This window comes from Microcoleus sp. Pol7_A1 (assembly GCF_036701085.1).
In the GTDB taxonomy this organism is placed as follows: domain Bacteria; phylum Cyanobacteriota; class Cyanobacteriia; order Cyanobacteriales; family Microcoleaceae; genus Microcoleus; species Microcoleus asticus.
Genome location: NZ_JAUBQD010000002.1, coordinates 228,068 through 248,533, shown reverse-complemented (window position 1 = coordinate 248,533; position 20,466 = coordinate 228,068). Strand labels below are relative to the sequence as shown.

Sequence of the window (20,466 nt, the reverse complement as noted above, 5' to 3'; positions counted from 1 at the left end):
GCCAGGAGCTTGAGTTAAGGGAAGAAAAAATTATAGAACCCTATATTTTGGAGGTTTATTCACAGGTTTCATGCAGCACATTAAAATAACTTATCAGAATCCATATTGATTATGAGCAAACTCAAAGATTTTTCCATCGCCACTGCCAGAATGATGCCCGTTATTATCCTGGCAGATGTCAGTGGCAGTATGACAGCCTATGGCAAATTGGCAGCCCTGAACCGAGCGATCGCGGAAATGATCACAATTTTTGCCTCGGAACAGGATGCACGGGCCGAGATTCATGTCGCTGTCATTACATTCGGTGGAGATGGAGCCAACTTTCACCAGACACTACAACCAGCCTCCCAGATCCAGTGGACAGATATGGAGGCGAAAGGACCAACCCCGATGGGTGCGGCATTTGAACTAGCGACTCGGTTTCTGGAAAACAAAACAGAAATTCCCAGTCGCTCTTACCACCCCAATCTAATCTTAATCTCTGATGGACAGCCCACTGATGAGCGGGGACGCATTTCCGATAACTGGAAAAAACCTCTCGAACAGTTGTTAAATTCAGACCGCGCTTCTAAGGCTTTACGCTTTGCAATGGGTATCGGTCCTGATGCAGATGAAGAAACGCTCAAGGCATTTCTCATTGGGCAACATCCCGAAATTCCGGTATTTCGGGCCGACGAAACTAAAATTCAAAAATTTTTCCGCTGGGTCACAGTAACGGTTTCCAGTCGCTCTAGAAGTGTTAATCCCAATAGTGTTCCTCCAATTGACTTCGATAATCTTGATGAACTTTTGGACTTCTGATGTTAACTCCATCTGGACCTGGTTTAGAATGGTTTGGAGCATCAGTCCGAGGGCGATCGCACATCCAACAGAGTCGCCCAAATGAGGATGCCTGGATGGGAATGTCTGGTGCGTTTGGCACAGCCATTGTCATCAGTGATGGGATGGGGTCAAAACCGAATGCTCGGATAGGAGCACAAATGGCTTGCCGAGCTGTCAGGGATGCCTTGAAGCCTTGGGCGAAGTCTGAGAACGCACCTGCTGCAACCCTGCTCCGTTTAGTTCATCTTTTCTGGGGATTGCGTGTCCTACCCCAGAAGGAAGAGGACAGCGCAGCAACCTGTCTTTTTGTCGCAGTATTGCCTTCAGGTGAATTAACAATCGCTCAGCTAGGGGATGGTATTGCTGCAATTCGGAATGCTGATGGCAGCCTGGAAATTCTGCAAGGTGAACGCCAGGGATTTACCAACCAGACTACTGGGCTTGGCATTGCCAAAACAACCAAGGATTGGACAGTGATTACAAAACCAGCCTTATCACCCAATGCAGCAGTATTACTGGCGACGGATGGTATTGCTGATGATTTAGTAGCCGATCGCATTGGAGATTTCATTCATACCCTAGTTACTGAGTTTGGGTCAATGGCTCCGACGGCTCGCCGACACGCTTTACATCGGGAGCTAAGAAATTGGGCTACTCCCAACCACCTGGATGACAAAACCCTGGCAGTGATCTGGCGCAAGCAAGCAGAGGATGAATACAAATGAATCTTGAAGGCAAACGGATTACTGATGAACGCGGGCAAGCCTACGAGCTAGAGCGAAAATTGGGCGAGGGTGGACAGGGAGCAGTATACTCCGCAAGAGGCGGCAGACGAGCGATCAAAATCCTATTTAATAGCTCTAGCAACAGTCGGCGTGAGTTGCTCCGAGGACAGTTGCAGAATATCCGTCGAATGCCTGAGCTACGGGGTCTGGCGATCGCCAGACCCCTGGAAATGCTCCAAGCACCTTACCTGGGATATGTAATGGAACTCATTACGGGAATGGTTCCCATATCACGGTTGAGTAATCCTCCTCGCGATCTCGACCATCTGGCAGAGTGGTATTTGAGCAGTGGAGGATTGCGTCGTCGCCTACTGTTACTAGCAGGTTGCGCTGAAGTTCTTGCTCAACTACATGGTAAAGGGTTAGTTTACAGTGATCCATCACCTAACAATATTTTCGTCTCCACTGATTTAGATGCCCACGAAATTCGTTTGATTGATGCAGATAACCTTCATTACGAAAGCTCCTCCTCTACACGAAGTTTTCATACACCTGGTTATGGTGCGCCAGAATTAGTTTTGGGAAAATCTGGGGTTAATACCTTAACAGATGCTCATGCTTTTGCCGTTATTGCCTTCAAAACACTCTGCTTAGTTCATCCTTTAATGGGGGATTTGGTTGAGGAGGGTGAACCAGAGTTAGAAGACAAAGCGTTAGAGGGTTCTTTGCCCTGGGTGGACGATCCAAGCGACCAAAGCAATGCCACGCATCACGGCTTTCCCAGAAACATCGTGTTATCTCCCAAATTAAAGGAACTGTGCCGGCGCTGCTTTAGTGAGGGGTTACGAGAACCAGTAAAACGACCAGGAATTAGTCAATGGGTTGAGGATTTGTATTCGGCAGCCGACTTCACAGTGGAGTGTCCCGATTGCGGTAGCACCTACTACGCCAATCAACAATGCTGTCCCTGGTGTGACTACCCTCGTCCACTTCAGATGCAACTGCTAATCAAACGATGGGAATCGCTGCCAGATGTGAGAGAATGTCAAAGGTTTCTCTCACAGCAGCAAGTTCTGGCGGCTCTGGCACTGACAGAACGCCAACCGTTAATCCTTACGAATCGAATTATTAATGGCAGAACAGGAGCGGATAACCATATTCCTGCGATCGAACTCCAAATCGAAAGAACTAACGTTCGTGTTCGCAGTCTCAATGGGCAATGTTTCTGGCTGTCGTCTTTTGATGGCGAACAACGAACGGTTGTAGAAGTACAGGATGGATGGAAACGATTTCCAGCCAACGATCGACGCTATACGTGGCTGCTACATTTTGCCCCTACCGATCGCCCACACCGTCTTGCAACATTCAGGTTTGTCTCTGGAGAACAATCATAATGATAATGAGAGTCAGCGATATTCAAAGTGGACGCTTCCACACCATTGAAGTTGAACGGAGCGATCGCACATCATTTGATGGTCAAGAACTCCTATCCATCAAGAATGAAGTTTTCCTACACAGAGATGAGATCGGCAATGACATTCTTCTGGGTCATGGTTCAGATATTTGGAATATTCAAGGTAAAGACCAACAGAACCAGACACAGTTAGAAGGCATTCTTGAACGTAATCTACCAACCTTATGCTGGTTGCTGGAAATCCGTCCGAAACAACAGTCCCCCAATCAACTTTCCATTAAAGTGCATGAGTTTCCAGGTAAGCTCTACATCCCCAATGAAATGCAGTTTGGTGTTGATGAAAAAATTATTGAAGATATTCGTAATCGGCATCTGCGCCGTTCCGAGCCAGTTGATAAAATCATCGAGTGGCTGACTCATGAACTCCTTCTACCTCCAGCAAGTGAAGGCCGAAAAGCACGAATATTAATGCGAACTGGTAAAAACTACCAGGATGGACTAGAAAACTCATTTCAGCTATGCGGCAACAGGATTACAGTTGATGTGCGGACTGATGACAGTCGTTTGCGGGTTGAGCGAGTCGCGAAATCACGATCGCCAAAAGATGTTAGTCAGCAGCGTCCTCTAATTTTATTAGAGGCACCAATGTCCTTCTGTGATATGTCGATCGCCGGGACACTACGAGGAAGCATCCAAACAGAACTAGACGCACTTACCAGAAATGCAGATACTTATCTGTCCTTATGGCGGGAATATAACGAATTGGAGGAAAAGGCGATCGTCCAAAAAGCACATGAGATTGGCTGGATCGCTTACTCCTCTGAAGAAATGTTAGCGTCGGGCGATCGTCGCTTCCACCTTGAAAAAAAGGCGAATTTGCAGGAAAGGTTGCAGGCATTGAGGGATCTATCTGAGTTTTCTCTGGAAGCGAGCGATCGAGAACCTGATTTGAGCAGTTTAGAAAGTGTTGCTAGCAGCCAGAAAGTATTTTTTGGACAAATCAGTGACATCGCTCCCCAAAAACTGACTCTGGACATCCACCCATCTAATCCAGATGAATTGCTCTCTCCACCACCAAACGGATTTCTGTTTGTTTCTCTTCAAGGCGATCGCACCCGTTTAAAGCGGCGTAAACGTGCCGAAGAGCTGATCCGAACAGCAACCTGCCCTATGCCTCAACTCGGGCTGATCTTACAAGATCAAAAAATTCCCATTTCAAATTATCGCCAGCATGAGTTACTGGATAAAACCGTAAGGGAAGCTTTTCAGGCTTCCCCCACTCCCCGTCAGAAACAGGCACTGCAGGTCGCTATTAATACGCCCGATATTGCTTTAATTCAAGGGCCACCAGGAACAGGTAAAACCAAAGTTATTACTGCGATTCAAACCTGTCTGTCTGAAATTGAAAAGAACAGAAATGGCACAGTTTCCCATCGTTTGCTCCTGACCAGTTACCAGCATGATGCAGTTGAAAATGTGACCGAACGAACCGTCATATTTGGGCTTCCGGCAGTTCGCGTTGGAGGTAAATCTAGTCGTAGCGATGCCCCAGATAATGTCGATCGCTGGCGTAGAGAGCGAATTGAGGCACTTGAAGCTGAACGGGCTAGCTGGTCGGAACTGCCAGAGACAGCTTTGTTGCGTCAGGTACAAAATCTCGTCACGGGTTATGTACTAACTCCAGGAAATTTGCAGCAAACAGCAAAATTGCTAGAAGACATTTACAATTTGACAAAAATTAGGATTTCTGGAGAACTTAGCGATCGCCTCTTAGAACAAAGCCGTACCCTTACATTAGGAAATCCCACCAATTATTCAATCAATAACGAAGCTAGAGAATTAGCAATTCAAGCAATCAAGTCGCTCCGAATTGAACCAATTTCTTTCTCAGATGACGGACCGACTGCTGCATACAAAACTCTGCGTCGCCTTGAATCATTAAATTTGTTATCGGATGGCGATCGCTGCCTTCTAGAAACAGCAGCCGATTGGGATAATTTCGAGTTTCCTGGTGAGCCTCCTTTTCTCAATGATTTGGCAGCCCTCCAAATCAGACTTTTAGATCGACTTACTCCTACAGCAAATGATTCAATAACCGCACCTGTTGCCAATCCTGATATCGAATCTCTATTAGAACAAGTGCGAGATGCACTAACAGAGCAAGTGCGTCAATCCCAGTCTGGAGTCGAAGCTGTTGTAGAAGAATACCTGAACGACTTGAGAAGCGATCCTAATGGCGTCCGGCAAATGCTGCGAAATTACACCGTTGTTTTGGCAGCTACTTGTCAGCAGGCAGTAGGCAAAGAAATGGAGTCCACAACGGGAAATGTTGATAGTGTTTTTGAGACAGTCATTATTGATGAGGCAGCCAGGGCCAATCCCCTAGACTTATTTATTCCAATGGCTAAGGCAGAGCGACGGATAATTTTAGTCGGCGACCATCGCCAGCTACCCCACATTCTGGAAGAAGATGTCGAACGTCAACTGAATTCATCGAACCAGACAACTCAAGATGCCCTGAAGAAAAGCTTGTTTGAGCGGCTATTCAAACAGTTGCAGGAATGGGAAAAACGGGATGGCATTAAGCGCACCGTGACGCTGGATACTCAATACCGGATGCACCCAATCTTGGGTGATTTTGTTAGCCGCACCTTCTACGAATATCATGGAGAGCCTCCCATTAAGGCTGGTAGACCAGAAAAGGAATTCTTTCACGAGCTCCCTGGTTATCAAGATAAGGTCGCTGCCTGGATTAATGTCCCCCTCAATTTAGGAAGTGAAACCAAAGGACAGAGTAAGTCTCGTCCTGTAGAAGCTAGACGGATTGCAGAAGAACTAAAACGCCTCATTGAACACGACTCTCGTCTGACATTTGGGGTGATTGCCTTTTACAGAGCCCAGGTGACAGAACTCTGGCAGCAACTTTGCAAGCTGGAATTAGCAGAAGTTACAGATGACGGTAACTATCAGGTTGCTTCAGCATGGCGAGAAACAACAAATCATGATGGTAAACTCGTTGAGCGATTGAGAATTGGCACTGTTGACGCCTTTCAGGGCAAAGAATTCGATGTTGTGTTTCTCTCTGTGACCCGCAGTAACAATATTCCAGCAACACCCGATCGCCCAGAAACTTATCGCCAGAAATATGGCTTTTTACTGTTGGAGAATCGTCTTTGCGTGGCCATGAGCCGACAACAGCGGTTGCTGATTGCTACAGGTGACTTGGAGATGGTCAGAGCAGAAGCCGATCGGCCAGAGAGCGAACGTCAGGCAATTCGTGAATTAATTGCCTTTTATGAACTTTGTAAAACACCTCACGGAAAAGTTTTTTAGGACAACTGCCATGCCTTTCCGCAATGATACTTCTGTTCTCTATTACAATCCTTTACCCAAGGCCCGTTGGAGTCAGCGACAATATTTGCTGTATCCCGTTCGTATGTATCGAGTTGTGGCGCCCCGTGTCTCATCTCGTAAAGTCAATATTTTAGAAAAAGCAGTTTTGGGAATGTGTCGCGCAGGGATCACTGAATCTGCTAAAATTGGTCATCACCTTGATATTGGCAAAGATCTAACAGCCCTCATCATCTCTCAACTTGCCGATCGATATTACGTTGACTCACGTGGAAACCTTACTCAAAAGGGGCAAAAAGTTCTGGAAGACGAAACTTCTATCGCCCAGGATGTTACTGCTGGGTTTATCTTCCAAGATCCGTGGACAGGTGACTTATTTCCACGCTTTGCAGAGCGCGAAGAGTACGCTGATGTCCGCCTCAATAATTCAGGGTTTCCAGAATTAATCCTCGGTACAACCGGTAAGCCAAATTATCAACGGGCTTTTATGCCGCAAGTCAAAAATACGATCGAACGGCAACCTTCTCCGACTGAAATTATCAAGGCAGTTGCGAAACACGAAACAACGCTTAAAAATGTCATTCGGAGCAAAGATGATGATGATAGCTGGCTTTTTGAGAAACTTCCGACTCTCGATCGCGTAAGTTTTATTGATCGCGAACCAACCGATCTATGGCTGGCAACTTGTATATATGTACCTGAATACTCTTCAAGTGCGAATGTCTGGAACGTTTGCGATCCGTTTGGCTTAGGAGATAGCCCCTCGTTGCTCCACACGTTAGAGAAACACCGAAAAAATCAAACAATTCAGGGATTAGAAAAATTGTTGCTTAATATGCTGGGCGACCAACGAAAGGAGCAATTCAATAACCTTGATGATTGGCTAATCCTGGCCGATCGGGAAGCCTGTTTACAGGTTGAGAATAAATTGACTCCTGCAATTAGAAAATGGGAGGAGTTATTTGATGATCTAGTCGCCCTTGAGCGATTATATATTGAGGCGGAGGAAGTGACAGATTGTAAAATTCTGCTCGGCAAATTGGAGGATATTTTGACTAAATTGCAGAAGGTGGCTGAAAGACTGTTGAAAATGCTTCAGCAGGATTATCCTACCAAAGGAAAAGCCGATAGATTGAGTGACCGCAGAGAGTTGAATCGTCAACCCCTGAATGATTATGCAGAAAATGCTGGTTTCAAACAGCCTTTGCCTCCCGGATTACTGAGTGTCGATCGCAATTTAATCCGCAAAGCCGCAGATTATGGACATGGTTCGTTACGTGCCCTCATGCTAGCTACACTACTTGCTACTCCAGATAACTCCACACATCCACTCCGGCTAGCTGCTCAACAATACCCCAATCTACTGGATCTGCTGGATGAGTTAGCAGAAAAACGTAATGCTGCCGCACATAGCTCAAATCAGAGGGGTGATACTCAACCACGCAAATTAGCAGACTTGGCACCACAAATCGATACCGTGTACAGGTTAGTCGCTGGAACATTGCAACTGTCTTATCAACCGTAAAAATTTACCTTTCTGAGGATTAATATGGATCGCAGTAAAAAAGGAGTTTCAGGTAATCAAAATCAAACCGGAGTTAAAAACCCTGGAGGCAATGGAAAAAGTGATACTAATGCGGAAATAAAAACATCAACTTCAGAAAAAATAGACTTATCAAATGAGCAGATTAATACCTTATCTGGCAAGGCTTCAGAACAGCTTGCGGAAGAGGATTTAGAAACATTAGGCTCATCCCCTCCAGAGAGTTTTGACCTTAAGCAGCTTTGGGAGAAAGCAGAAATTTTTGATTTAGCTACCAAGCGCCTGGAATTTGAAAGTCAGCAACTTGAGAGCCAAAAACAAGAGTTACAGGTTAAGCAGACTGATTTAGAAGACCAGAAGCAGAAATTGACGGAAGCATCTAAACTCTTAGGAGAGGAGCGAGAGCAACTGAATCGACGACTGGCAGTGGTAAACCAACAAGAGCGCCAATTTCAAGAACGGGAAGCTAATGCAACAGCCGGATTTCTGACCCAAAATCGAGTTGCCCTATCCCAATTGGAACAACAGATTGCACAAGTCAGCCAAGAGATCGCGCAAGCTCTTAGCCAGAAGGTCGATATCCAGCAAGAACTGACAGAAGAAATTGCTCAGAAGTATGCTGAATTTGAGCAGAATATTTTTACAGAAAGACAGGAATTTGAGCAAGAGCGGCAACAACTAATTGCAGAGCGCAAATCATTGAGGAAGGAGCAAAACAGGTTAGAAATTGACCGTGAGCTACTGGATGAAGAGCGGCAATATTTTGAAGAAAAAGTAGCTCAACGTGCAGTCGCAAAAGTTGAGAGCCTTGAAGCTAATTTGCGAATTTGGAAAGAACGGTATGAGGAATCACAGAAACTACAACAAAGCTTAGAAGTAAATCTACGCAAAGCTGTTGATGCAAATAAGAGATTTGGGCAACGTAATCCAGAAGAGATTTTGACCCAGTTAGAAGACTTGCGCCGACGGAATAATGAATTAGAGCAAAAATTAGCTGAACGTCCTACAGAAGCTGCTGCGAGACGCTTGGAAGATTTGGAGGCTCAGAAAGAACAGTGGGAAGCAGAACGTTTTCGACTGATCGCAAAAGTACAGGAATTAGAGCGTTCAGCAGCCACTAATCGAATCGCAGTTCTTAATTTGGAAACGTTGCGGGATGAAAAGGAAGCTTTAGAAGCTAGCAATAATCGTCTTCGAGCAATGCTGGAAGAGTTAAGGGTAAACGTCAATGATGCGATCGCTCAATCTAAAGATCGTAGCCCCTTTGAGAAATGTGTCCAACTGGACAAAGATGAGAAGTTGCAAATTGCTCCCCCACTTTCGCAGGAATCAATCGATCTTGCACAGTTTGCTGAAGACCTTCGTTATCGTATTGCTATATCTCCCTTAGAGAAGGGTAAGCGGTTGTACTACTCAGAACAGGACATCCGAGCATTCTTGGGTGGGATTGCGATGAGTAAACTCCACATCCTACAAGGTATCAGTGGCACGGGTAAAACCAGTCTCCCTATTGCCTTCGCACGTGCATTAGGACGGCGAGGAAGAGAGAACTATAAACTGGTTGAAGTACAAGCAGGATGGCGCGATCGCCAGGATATAATTGGCTACTACAACTCTTTTGAAGGGAAATTCTATGAAACAGAGTTTCTCACAGCTTTGTACGAGGCTCAGTGTCCCGAATTTAGCGATCAAATTTATATCATCATCTTAGATGAAATGAATCTATCTCGCCCTGAACAGTATTTTGCCGACTTTCTTTCCAAATTAGAACAGGATGCCCCTGAACTGACATTAAATACCGATCTAGAACGCCCCTCACCCAAACTTTTCAAGAAGAAGGACACACTTATCATTCCACCCAACGTCTGGTTCGTTGGAACTGCAAACCAGGATGAAACTACTTTAGAATTTGCCGATAAAACTTACGATCGCGCTCATGTAATGGAACTTGAACGCAGTCAGGAAAGCTTTGATATTCCTAAACTTTCACGAAGAGATTCCATATCTTATAATGCACTGACAACTGCTTTCAAGGAAGCTCAGAAACAACATCATAGTAAAGCTACTGAAGCATTCGTCTTTCTGAATGACTACCTATCTGAGATATTGGAAAGTAAATTCAAAATTGGTTGGGGAAATCGACTACAACGTCAAATTAAGGATTACATCCCGGTTGTGATTGCGGCAGGAGGTTCCCTAACTGAAGCGACAGACCACATTCTGGCAACTAAGATTTTGCGGAAAGTGCGCGATCGCCATGACATCCAACTAGGAGATATGACCGAACTTAAGGAAACGATAGAAACATACTGGTCTGAACTAGACGCAGGTGCACCAGTCAAGTCATTTAACATTCTGGAATCGGAGTTGCAGCGGCTTGAGCGAGGAACGTATTAATTATGCAGTTTTACAATCGCTTAACTGGACAGACTCGTAAAGAAATGCCGACTCGGTTATTGTTGGGTCAATGGCAGATTCATACTGAAACAGAAACAGCTACAGTCAATGCTGTCCCCATCTCACCGCAATCCAGACTATATATTTTTCCTGATACTGGGAAACGCTGTTCAATACGAGTGTTAGATGAAAGTAGAAAGGAACAATCTTTCCCTGATTGGCAAATTCCTTCTGATTTGCTGTTGGAAAGCCTGGGATTTTTTGCTGAAACCCTCGATAAACTCGATAAACTCTCAGGTAATTTATGGGAGAAATGGGTAAATACATCGCCACTGGTGCATGATATTGGAAAAACTATTCGTCCCCAAAGATTAGAGGAACTTCTGGAAAAACATATTGGACATATTGAGGAAATTTGTCATCGTCCAAGAACTTATCTCAAGATGGAAACCGACAGATTACCTGTCTCCCGCGTGCAAAGAATTTCGCCCCATGCTACAGAGTTTTTGTCGGCTCATACAGAAGACTGGGAGAAACGAACGTTTCGGAATGTACGTCCGAAGAGAGTTTTATGTCTGATCCGAGAAGACCTGGTAGATATTTATGAGAACAAAGTCACCGCTCGATTAATTGATCATTTGCTGGAATACCTCCAGAAACGAATTATCGAAGTGAAGGCTCTTAAAAGAGAGTTAGAGCAAGCAGATGACTTCTCTAAAGACACTACTCAAAAAATCTATTGGCGAAACCGAAACCGAATTTGTAGCCTTTGGGGGGATCAGTTTCAAGCGGAAACAGCGGAAAAAACACTCAAACTATTGAAAGAGTTGCAATACAAACTACGAGGATTGCTAGATACTGAGTTATATCGTGCTATCCCCAAACAGGCAACTGTTGGGAATACCCTCAAACGAACTAATATTCTGATCAACGATCAGCATTACCGCTATGTTGACAGGTTGTGGCAAGCTTGGATGCCCTGGAAGCGTGGCCACACACAGGCTCCCCAACAGATATTTGAAACCTATAAACAAGGCTTTAAGGGGTTTGAAGCTTTCTGTTTACTTCTCGTTAGCCGCGCTTTAACAGGTAACGGAACAACAAATGATCGAGGGCTAGAATTTGAGGCTGAAGATCTGCTTTGTTTGCAACCAGATGGCTCGATTCAATTCCACAGCCCAAGAGGTAGCATAACTTTGAGGTGGCAGCATGATGGAACTATTTTATTAGACGCAAACAAAATTCAATATCTGAAATTAATTCCATTAATGCTCCCCTTAACTGCTACAGAAGATGCAAATGTAATTAATCCTATTCTTGACGAATTTCGTTCGGCTTGTTCTGAAAACCAGAACGGCACAGTAATAATTCTGTATCCAGGAACTGAGGATGAGCGACAGAAGTTACCTCAGTTACTCCAACAAGAAATTAATAGTTTAAAAAAGCCATTGGCTGTATTACCTGTTAGCCCACTAGATATTCTCAGTGTTGAGCGTATTGCTCGTGCTATCCAATGGTGGCTCTATAGCCAATACAGTCAAATCTATCCTTTCACAATTCAGGAGAAAATACCTGCGTCACTGCTGGAACAAAATTCATGGATTCTTCAGGAAGGACGACATTATAAATTACTTTGTTCACCTAAACCAGAAGAACAGGTGGATTTTGATAATCGTCTCTCACAACTAATTAATCAAGCTAAATCTCGTGGACCGAGAGCTAAAGGAGAACTACTTGAATTACAGAATCTGAATAACTTCTCGGCTCGAACAGAAGAACGATTTAAGCCATTGTTAACTTGTCCAACCTGTTACAAGAAAAGCGATCGCTTTGAGCCTCTAGATAACCAGTGCTTCCGTTGTGATTGTAACAGTGACAATGATGATTGCGGAACGGAGTGGGGAATGCGAATTTGTGGCAAGTGTAGCGAGCGTTACCCATACATCAAACTCTCTGATTCAAGTATTCTTAACTCATGGTACGATCGACAAGTAGGATCTGTCGATCGCATTTTCGGTAGAAACGTATTAGCAATCCCTTGTCGGAGTGATAAAGATACTAAAAGCTTTATCTGTCCAGCCTGTGGGGCTTGTAGTTGAAACCCATCTTCAGCACTCGCGATCGTGTCACACCACGAATTTTGGGATGAGCGAGTATTTTGGACTGGCGATGGCCACAAGGATTTCCTTGTACGTTCTCTAAAACGTAACTTAATTTGTTCTCAAAATTCCGAAAAAACCGATTGTGACAGTAGAGGAGGCCGAAGGTGGGTTGATTGCTGACAGCTTTGAATCGAATTTACTTTCACTTCGATAACAGAGCGATCGCCCTATTTTGAAAAGATGAGCTTTTACCGCTATGCCTAAATCAAAGAGGTATCCCGATAATTGGCAAGAGATTGCGCTCTCGGTCAAAGAAAATGCACTCTGGCGTTGTGCTAAGTGCCATCAACAATGCCTTAGACCCGGTAAACTCCGACCCGGTAAACAAAGTGGCTTAACGAAATCCGAGCGTTGTGCTTTGACTCTAACAGTTCACCATCGCAATCGGATACCGGAGGACAATCGCCTCGAAAACTTAATCGCATTGTGTACCGCCTGCCACCTTTCGTATCATAATCGCGGTCAGTCTAACGTATCACCGGGGCAGTTATCGTTGTTCCCAGACGATGGCATTGATTGGGATATCATCGCTTCTGGGGAATCGGCACGGGACAATTTATAAACTGTTAAGTTGAAGAATTTGTAGCTATTGCTTCTAGCAAAAATAAACCAACTTTCTTGTGCAGTCCCTGGTTTTGCTGGGGACAACCGAGCTGAATCAAGCATTTAGGGCATCCGTCAGAGCATTCGCAACTTAAGGCAAGAGACATGGCTTTAGCAGCAAATAACGGTAGCTGCTTCCCTATTTCTTCAGATGCTCCATTTCCCCCATCTGTGGTATCAAAAAAGGTTAATCTGTCTACATCAGCGGTGAAAAAATCTAAAACCCGAGGTTGTACCAATGGCTAACATGAATTTAACGCAATAGCAGCAGAGCGATCGAGTTCCACGAAGCTTATGTAATGGCTTTTAACGATTGTTTTTACTTTGTGGGGATTGCTTTGCTGTTAAGTGGGATTGCAGTTTTGGGTTTTAAAAAGGTGAAACCTGGTGCTGGTGCTGGAGGGGTTCATTAGATATTTTAGGAGTTAGGCACGGGTGGTCAGCGTTAGGCATCTATACAGGAATCTTTGTCTGAGGCATTCTCAAGATTTTCACTCAGTTCATCACGCAGTAACTGGCTAAACTCTATAAACATATCTAGTTGTTCAATTTTTGAACTTAATTCATGACGTTTGCGTTCGCGAACTTTTTCTTCGAGTTCGCCTTCTTGAGGTTCTCCAAGCAGATCGACAATTAGGGAGATATCGTCATATTTATTATCAGAAATATTTGTGGATTTTTCAATCCAAACAGCAGTTTTTTCTTCTACTGCATTGCAAGCAGCTTGCCTGAGTGCAAAATCGACCAAGACACGTGCAGCAACATCAATTGAGAGTGCCATGTTTATCCATAATTGAACCTCATTAGTTTGCTCTTCAGAGGATTCACTTTCTGTTTTATGAAAATGAGAGTTATCAAAGTAGTGCGATCGAGAGTTATCGGGATCGAGTCTATTCAGAGTATTAAAAATCGGTTCAAAACTCTTAAAAGGATATCTATCATTTGGTAATGATGAGCGGCGCTCCCAAAGTTTAAGAATTGTATTAAAGCAGCGCTGTTCGGCTTCAACTTTTGCATTGTCTGTCGCATTCTCTGCGATCGCAATTTGCTCAGCAATATAATGTGCCATCCACCGTGAAAGTGTATCGACGCCAGGTTCAAGTTCAAGCTCCCGAACAAGAGCCTTACCTAAGCTGATAGCACGTTCCTGTATCTCTGAGCTTACCATCTGCTGAGAGGATATAAATTTTGCTATTTGGGGTTGAATATTCTCCGTCATCATTGCTCCTAGTGTAATATGAAGACCTACAAAAACGACGCTGAATCTGTACTTCAACGATGAGATCGCGATCGAGAGTAGAACAGAGTATCTTGAGGAACTCTAGTGATGCACTCATTCGTATTCCATGTCTACGCGATTCTTCACTATGTTCTCTTTCAGATGAACTCCAAAGTTCACAGACAAGTGATTCTTTAGCTGTACCTGGCATAAACCATTTTCGTCGCTCTAAGTCTACAGAAAGTCTGAGTCGTTCAATGATTGAATTGCCGATTCTATAAGGTGGATAGTCAATCTCACCTGCATATGGATCGGTCGCATCAAGCCTATTATCTTGTGAACCTCTCCAAATCCATCCCTGCAATTCAAAGGGGAATTCGTTAAACTCCATCTCCTCTTCTTGATAAGCAGGCAGCTTAAAATCGTAAGGATCGACGCAAGTGCTTAACGCATTCAATAAAGACTCAGAGGTTTCACTCGAAACAAGCGCACTTGTGACATGAAAGCTTTCTTGTGGTTCACCGTTACGGTCACTCCAAGAGCCTCTGACATTTAACCAAGTTTTTCCATTATGCTCGATCAGTAGACCGTCAAGGAAATCATCAGACCTGATTTCTTGTCTCCAATTCTCTGTTATTTTGTCTTGTAACCAAGCACGTCGCTTTAGTGGAGGTGGATCGCGTCGGTCTGCTAACCATAGACGATCGGAACGAGTCAAAGTATGCCGTTGGAACCAATCAGTCCATTGGTCATCGCACCAATTATATTCATCAATGACAGGCATCTCTAACAATAACTTCGCAGCGACACTAAGCATCGCATGGTAAGAAATATAGAAACTATAGTCATCAGTACGAGGGTAACTTCCGTGACTATGCCATGTTTCTCGTTCATAACGGTGAGAATGCCACAGATTCTCACGTGGATCGTGAATGGACTCATCCTTGATTTCAATATCCCATTCTTTAAGAACAACTTCACGTGCCAGTTCCTCGACTTGATTTTCTGGAATGCCGAACACTCTTCCCAGAGGCTCGAACCAGTAATGCTCCAAGTCCCAACTAAAGTGAAGTTTCAAATTGCGATCGACTTCACCTCTAGTGTGCCAAGGGGTTTCTTCAAAGTTTTCTCTATATCCGTCTATTTCTTTGACTGGTATTTGGCTAATGCCTACTTGGCGAAGCTTTTCAGTCACACCACTGTCATAAGTTTCTGGAAAAGCAGCTTCAAGAGATAGAGCGATCTCGGCTGCAAATTTCTGGATGAGTATATGGGGTAAACCATCAAGCGCAAGATCTGCAAAAATTGAGTGATATCGTCTTAACTTTTCGGGGCTGTCTATTGCTATCCGCGCTAAAGCTATCAACAAATATAATCTTGCGTGGAGATTATAAAAAGGAAATACATGACTGCCAAAAGCATTGACACAATCTCTCTTCATCCATTCGATTAAGCCGTCAATTTCGCGATCGCAACCCGCTTCTGCAAGCCTTCGGACGCAATGTGCAGCTTGCCATCGCACGGCAGAGCGGGGTGAACCTAGCGCAGCCCAAATAAAACCAGTGAATGCACCTGAAATGTTGTCAGGTGGGAGCAGCCACTTATCCCAATGACCATCAGCATACTCTCGGTCAATCTGTATTTCAAAGCGGGAAAGTGCAAACTCAAGCAGAGCGCCTGCGTCTTGAGGTGAGATAAATGATGATACAATTTCGGAGAAACCAAAAAGCGTGCTTGCATCAACTATATTGCAAGATTCTGATAGTCCTTGAAGAACTCCTTTATAAATTGAAGAAAGTGCGCTATCATCAGGTTTAATTTTTTCAAAGAAATACTGTTTTAGATAATAATTTGTGAATTTATATGCAAAACGCTGAGCAATCAATGAAAGAACATTGTTCCACGATTTTTTGACGCTTATTTTCTGACGATATGTATCTGGAAAATTAGATAAAGCATATTCCATATCATATAAATCAGCCTTTTCAACATTAGGTAATGCTAAAAGCAATTCACTCGCTTGGCTTTCAGGTATTCTCTTAAAGACTTCCTGCCAAAAAACTTCATGAGAACGTGGGTGAGGCAAGGCATTAAAGCGATCTATCGCAGCACTTATTTCCATGCTTTTAGTCAATTTTAGATCGCCAAAAACCTCTTTCCAATCAATACTTATTGATTCTTTTCGCTCGTCAATCTGAGAGATTTGACTAGCTTTCTCTCGATCGCTTCTCTGTGGATGTTCGGCATAAAAATCTAAAACTTGTTGAAGGTCTTTATTCTTTAGTGAAAATCTATCGCTAACTCTTTTAAGGTTATGCCAGATGCTCTCGGAAGCCTCATTCAACCTAAGATCTCGGACAGCAGTATCCAAGATGTACTGGCGACGAGTCTTATCAGATTCAGTCTCTATGCAGAGCGCTACAAACTCATCATATCCATCATAGTCCCAGGAAAATGCAGATAGCGACCAACCAACTAATGGTTCAATAATCTTAGAACGCACAGCTTCACGAGCCACAGCAAGAAGTTGACCCTCGAACCATCCTACATCTCGATCGCGCCAACGACTCAGAGTGGCGAAAGCTGACGAAGGGCATAATTTTGCACAAACTTGAATGGCTTCATTGCGACTCCAATGTTTTTCACGAGCTACAGAATCACCCACTAATTCAGCACAACGTATGAAGCGATAGGCAATTTCTGGAGAAGAGCCCCCACCTTCCGCAGAACGCTTCGCCATAGCGACAACAGCTTTCCATCTATCAACCAATTCATCGCCGAACATTGAGACTGCCTCAATCGCACAATTGAAATAAGCTGCTGCGTCCGCAGGGCTTACAGGAAGAACAGCACGAGCAAGCGCTATATAATTTTCGGCTTTTGTCTCGAGTCCCTCGTTTGATACAGAAACCACCATCTCATAGCAAGACTGTTCAAGCTGGCTTCTAATCTCTGAAAGGTGTTCTAAACGGTAAGCTGCTCGAACCGCACTTAAATGATCCTGAAGCGAAAGTTTGTATTCGTTATCGAAGAGTTGTACGATCCTATGTCCTTTTTCAGAGCGATCGCAAGGCTTTTTTAAAGCTAAACTTTCAAAGCGTACACGAGCGATTTCAGACAGTAAATGATCGTGTTGTTCGTACCTCCACAACAGCAATTTCTTGGAAAGTCGATCCGCGTGTTGAAAAGCTATCTCAAGATTTTCCACGCTAGCAAGTAGAATGCGAGCGCGAATCAAATACCACGGTAACATTCCTTCAATAATCTGTTTGCAATCTTCTATATCTTGTCGATACTTTTTTTCATCTTCAAGTAACTTCTGTGGGATTAAAGCATTAATATTTGGAGCAAAATCACCTGAAATAGCACATCTAAAAGCGGTTACTCGCAGAAAAATATGTCGTTCGCCATCATAATGTTTGTAACTGACTAAGCCGAAGCCTCTTTGAGGAAGATAGTGGTTCAAAACCCGCAGAATTTGAGTTTGAGATAGTCCGATCGCAGAGCTTGCTTCTGCAAATGAAATAATAGCTGAGGTAAATCTTTGTTCTCTCCTATACTCCGTAGGTTTAGGGATACGAACTCGCTTATGAGCTAACAAGCTCAAGCACTGTCGCATTGCGTCTGTGGAAGGAAACTTACCCACTGCCATGAGTTCGTCTGCAATGGCTACCATCAAATATTGATTGCGGCAACCAAGCTGTGAAATTTCATCTACTGCCGTGAAGTTTCCTGCGTCAATAAGGCGCTTAATGAACAAACAGGTAATTTGGAACACGACTTCTGGTGGCTGCCAACCCCAAATAAAATCTACTAATTTACTCGCTCCATAAAGATGAAAATGGGCAACTGCCATTTCCACAATGTCATCCTCTTTGAGCTGCTTTTCACTGTGTATCTTGTCTTCGTTCTTGCTACGCTCCTCAAGATACAATTTTAGCCAATTGCTAGCCGATCTTAAAAAGCCTCTTGCTTCCCCTTTGAATTCCTCAACATAAGATAAAAGTGCAGCAGAATATACATTCGCTGAACCATCCCAACTGCCCCGTAACATCCGCCGCAATGCCAATTCTTGAACTCTCTGTGGAGATTGTAAAGGTGCAATAAGATCGACGTTTTGAATTAAAAGTTCAAGCTGTCGCTTATCACCTGCAACCTCTTCTCCTGCGCGTAAAGCCAGTTTTGCTGCGTCAGCATATTTTTTTTGCTTTAAGGCTGCTTTGAAAGCGAATTGCAAGCGGTACACTCGGATATTGCGCTCATCGATCGGGCTATCTTGAGGTAGATAATCGTCAGAGAGTGCTAAGCTGATAAGCTCATCATAGTTTTCCGATTGTAGTAACAGAGAAGGAAGCACTTGCGCCACATAAGAAAACTCTGAAGCCAAAGGTTTAAGGCTCATGATATATGATTCAATCTGCTGCTTTGACGCAGAGAATCTCTCTCGGAACCAAGTTTCTGTTGGCTCATCTCGAAATTGAACTGAGTTTTCCGATATCCAGAGAGGTCGCCCCAAATCAGCGACAAAGCTCACAACCGTTGAAACCTCAACCTGGGCAGCGGTAGCAAGTACATTAATTGGGATAAATGGAGTTAAATTTGCAAGACCTAGACATATCGCATTAATATGTATTTGAAAATCAGTAGGTAGCTTGTCTTTAATCGTAGAAATTGCGGATTCAAGCTGTGCTGCAATCTGTTCTTCAACCGTAGCACCTGAAGGCCCAAGACCCGCCAAAACATCTGAAACCGTATTGTGGTGTATACTCAGTGCATTCGCTTGTACTCGCGGATTGCCACCAGTCAAGCGATGAAACTCCAAGCCATCGATATCGGTTGCACTTGGAAAATGTTCTCGAAGATGAATCACTGTCTCTGACTGACTAAAAGGTTTCAATTCAATCTGTCTAACTGTACTTAAAGGCTTGAGCAAGTCGATACGCTCGGTTCTACATAGTATGATAATTCGACATCCTTCTGGAACTTCCTCACGCAATAGCTGATGAGCAAAACAAGACTCACTGAACTCTTTCGCCGCCATCTCTGCATTATCAGCCGCATCAATTAAAATAGCTAAAACAGCATCTTTATCGACTTTTCTTATGGCTGTAGAAGCCGTCTTTAATCGCGACAGAAAGGCTCTGAGAATTGCATCATCTAAATCTGTAGAGAGCGGTATCAGAATTTCGCATAATAAATCATGCAATGCAATTTCATTTGCAATTTGAACGAGAGCATCACGATGGCGATGCCTAGACTCACTTCGATTTCGATATTTTCCAGATCCGAAGCAATCGTAAACAATTCCTAACGAGCCGGTGGGTAAAGACTCTGCTAGTTGCCGAGAGAAGACTGATTTACCTACACCACCGCCCGCATGAATAATTACAGGTGTAGAAGTTTCAAGGACACTACTAAGTAAAATTTTATGTTGCTCCCGCTTGATGAAGTTTCTGGACTTTTCAAATTCCATTGGCGCAGGAAATAGATCTCTTTCAGACGTAACCTTAAAGCATTTTAAAATATCTTCACGAATTATCTCACCTTTGTTGTCAGGTAGAGCCTTATCTTGTATAAGAGCAATCAAACTGTCAATTTGAGCATTGTCAACAGCTCCAGCTAAAAACGCTGAAATTTCAGTATGTAATTCACCTCGTTGTGCAATATAGTCCCCTTCTCCATCAATTAGATCGAGAGAGTTACAAAACTCCTGCAACCTTACATCTTGTAATTCTGTATATTTTTCAAGAGTTTCCTGAAATTGCTTTCCTGCTTTACTTCCATTCTTGATTAAAGAAATTTCTTCTTTAAATGAATCGGCAATTTCACGATTAGTTATAACCGAGAATCTTACAGTCCCAAATTCATATTTATTGTCATCTGTGGATAAGAGAGCCAAAAATCGTTTGGCAAATCCCTCAATGGTATCTTTTAACCCACTTAATGTAAAAGGCTGATCCACTCTTTGGGTTGTATGTTTTAGCTGAAAGTACGTAATTTTTTTGTCATAGCCTTCGGCATCTTCGGTATATTCGGCAACATCGATTACATTTTCCCCCGTGACTTCATTCTCCTTTGAGCCTTCAATTACTATGCATTTGACGGAAGATTTTGGATGTAACATCCTGATACAGCGACGTGCTGCCCATCGGTAGTGAAATACATCACCTGCTCTTGAGTATCTGACTGAATCATTTTCCATTAATCAATCGTAGGCAGTCGAGAACAAA

At 43.6% G+C, this 20,466-nt stretch carries 10 protein-coding genes; 7 read left to right on the top strand and 3 right to left on the bottom strand.

Annotated features, from left to right (window positions below):
* Positions 1 to 111 precede the first annotated feature (111 nt).
* From QUA20_RS02615 to QUA20_RS02585, 7 genes are read left to right on the top strand one after another with little or no spacing between them, the layout of a single operon-like run.
* On the top strand, positions 112 to 801 hold the full coding sequence (locus QUA20_RS02615; protein ID WP_333185144.1) for a VWA domain-containing protein: 690 nt from the start codon (positions 112 to 114) through the stop codon (positions 799 to 801).
* Positions 801 to 1,547 (top strand): PP2C family serine/threonine-protein phosphatase, encoded by a 747-nt coding sequence (locus QUA20_RS02610; protein WP_333185143.1) that lies wholly within the window; start codon positions 801 to 803, stop codon positions 1,545 to 1,547. The genes QUA20_RS02615 and QUA20_RS02610 overlap by 1 nt, the downstream gene beginning before the upstream one ends.
* Entirely contained in the window at positions 1,544 to 2,941 is a 1,398-nt protein-coding gene (locus QUA20_RS02605) for a protein kinase domain-containing protein (protein WP_333185141.1), read from the top strand. Before QUA20_RS02610 ends, QUA20_RS02605 begins: the two co-directional genes overlap by 4 nt.
* 5 nt (positions 2,942 to 2,946) lie before the next feature.
* Positions 2,947 to 6,294, top strand: coding sequence for an AAA domain-containing protein (locus QUA20_RS02600; RefSeq protein ID WP_333185140.1), 3,348 nt, complete (start codon positions 2,947 to 2,949; stop codon positions 6,292 to 6,294).
* 10 nt (positions 6,295 to 6,304) lie between these two features.
* A complete protein-coding gene (locus tag QUA20_RS02595; protein WP_333185138.1) occupies positions 6,305 to 7,837 on the top strand; it encodes a hypothetical protein in 1,533 nt (510 codons plus the stop codon).
* A 24-nt stretch (positions 7,838 to 7,861) separates the two neighbouring features.
* Positions 7,862 to 10,252 (top strand): hypothetical protein, encoded by a 2,391-nt coding sequence (locus tag QUA20_RS02590; protein ID WP_333185136.1) that lies wholly within the window; start codon positions 7,862 to 7,864, stop codon positions 10,250 to 10,252.
* Between the two features lie 2 nt (positions 10,253 to 10,254).
* Positions 10,255 to 12,351, top strand: coding sequence for a hypothetical protein (locus QUA20_RS02585; RefSeq protein ID WP_333185134.1), 2,097 nt, complete (start codon positions 10,255 to 10,257; stop codon positions 12,349 to 12,351).
* 629 nt (positions 12,352 to 12,980) lie between these two features.
* On the opposite strand, the gene QUA20_RS02580 is transcribed toward QUA20_RS02585, so the two are convergent.
* The 3 genes from QUA20_RS02580 to QUA20_RS02570 form a co-directional block, all read right to left on the bottom strand.
* Complete coding sequence (locus QUA20_RS02580; RefSeq protein ID WP_333185132.1) at positions 12,981 to 13,256, bottom strand: DUF1998 domain-containing protein; 276 nt, start codon at positions 13,254 to 13,256, stop codon at positions 12,981 to 12,983.
* A gap of 206 nt (positions 13,257 to 13,462) precedes the next feature.
* A complete protein-coding gene (locus QUA20_RS02575) occupies positions 13,463 to 14,185 on the bottom strand; it encodes a hypothetical protein (RefSeq protein WP_333185130.1) in 723 nt (240 codons plus the stop codon).
* The gene (locus tag QUA20_RS02570) at positions 14,142 to 20,438 is read right to left on the bottom strand and encodes a hypothetical protein (RefSeq protein ID WP_333185128.1); all 6,297 of its coding nucleotides are present in this window, start codon (positions 20,436 to 20,438) and stop codon (positions 14,142 to 14,144) included. The genes QUA20_RS02575 and QUA20_RS02570 overlap by 44 nt, the downstream gene beginning before the upstream one ends.
* Between the last annotated feature and the right edge of the window lie 28 nt (positions 20,439 to 20,466).

What these genes read in the sequence shown, in the direction of transcription:
- QUA20_RS02605 (WP_333185141.1), top strand. Translation starts at nt 1,544, where the DNA reads ATGAATCTTGAAGGCAAACGGATTACTGATGAACGCGGGCAAGCCTAC.
- QUA20_RS02590 (WP_333185136.1), top strand. Translation starts at nt 7,862, where the DNA reads ATGGATCGCAGTAAAAAAGGAGTTTCAGGTAATCAAAATCAAACCGGA.
- QUA20_RS02595 (WP_333185138.1), top strand. Translation starts at nt 6,305, where the DNA reads ATGCCTTTCCGCAATGATACTTCTGTTCTCTATTACAATCCTTTACCC.
- QUA20_RS02570 (WP_333185128.1), bottom strand. Translation starts at nt 20,438, where the DNA reads ATGGAAAATGATTCAGTCAGATACTCAAGAGCAGGTGATGTATTTCAC.
- QUA20_RS02585 (WP_333185134.1), top strand. Translation starts at nt 10,255, where the DNA reads ATGCAGTTTTACAATCGCTTAACTGGACAGACTCGTAAAGAAATGCCG.
- QUA20_RS02600 (WP_333185140.1), top strand. Translation starts at nt 2,947, where the DNA reads ATGAGAGTCAGCGATATTCAAAGTGGACGCTTCCACACCATTGAAGTT.
- QUA20_RS02575 (WP_333185130.1), bottom strand. Translation starts at nt 14,185, where the DNA reads ATGGTAAGCTCAGAGATACAGGAACGTGCTATCAGCTTAGGTAAGGCT.
- QUA20_RS02610 (WP_333185143.1), top strand. Translation starts at nt 801, where the DNA reads ATGTTAACTCCATCTGGACCTGGTTTAGAATGGTTTGGAGCATCAGTC.
- QUA20_RS02615 (WP_333185144.1), top strand. Translation starts at nt 112, where the DNA reads ATGAGCAAACTCAAAGATTTTTCCATCGCCACTGCCAGAATGATGCCC.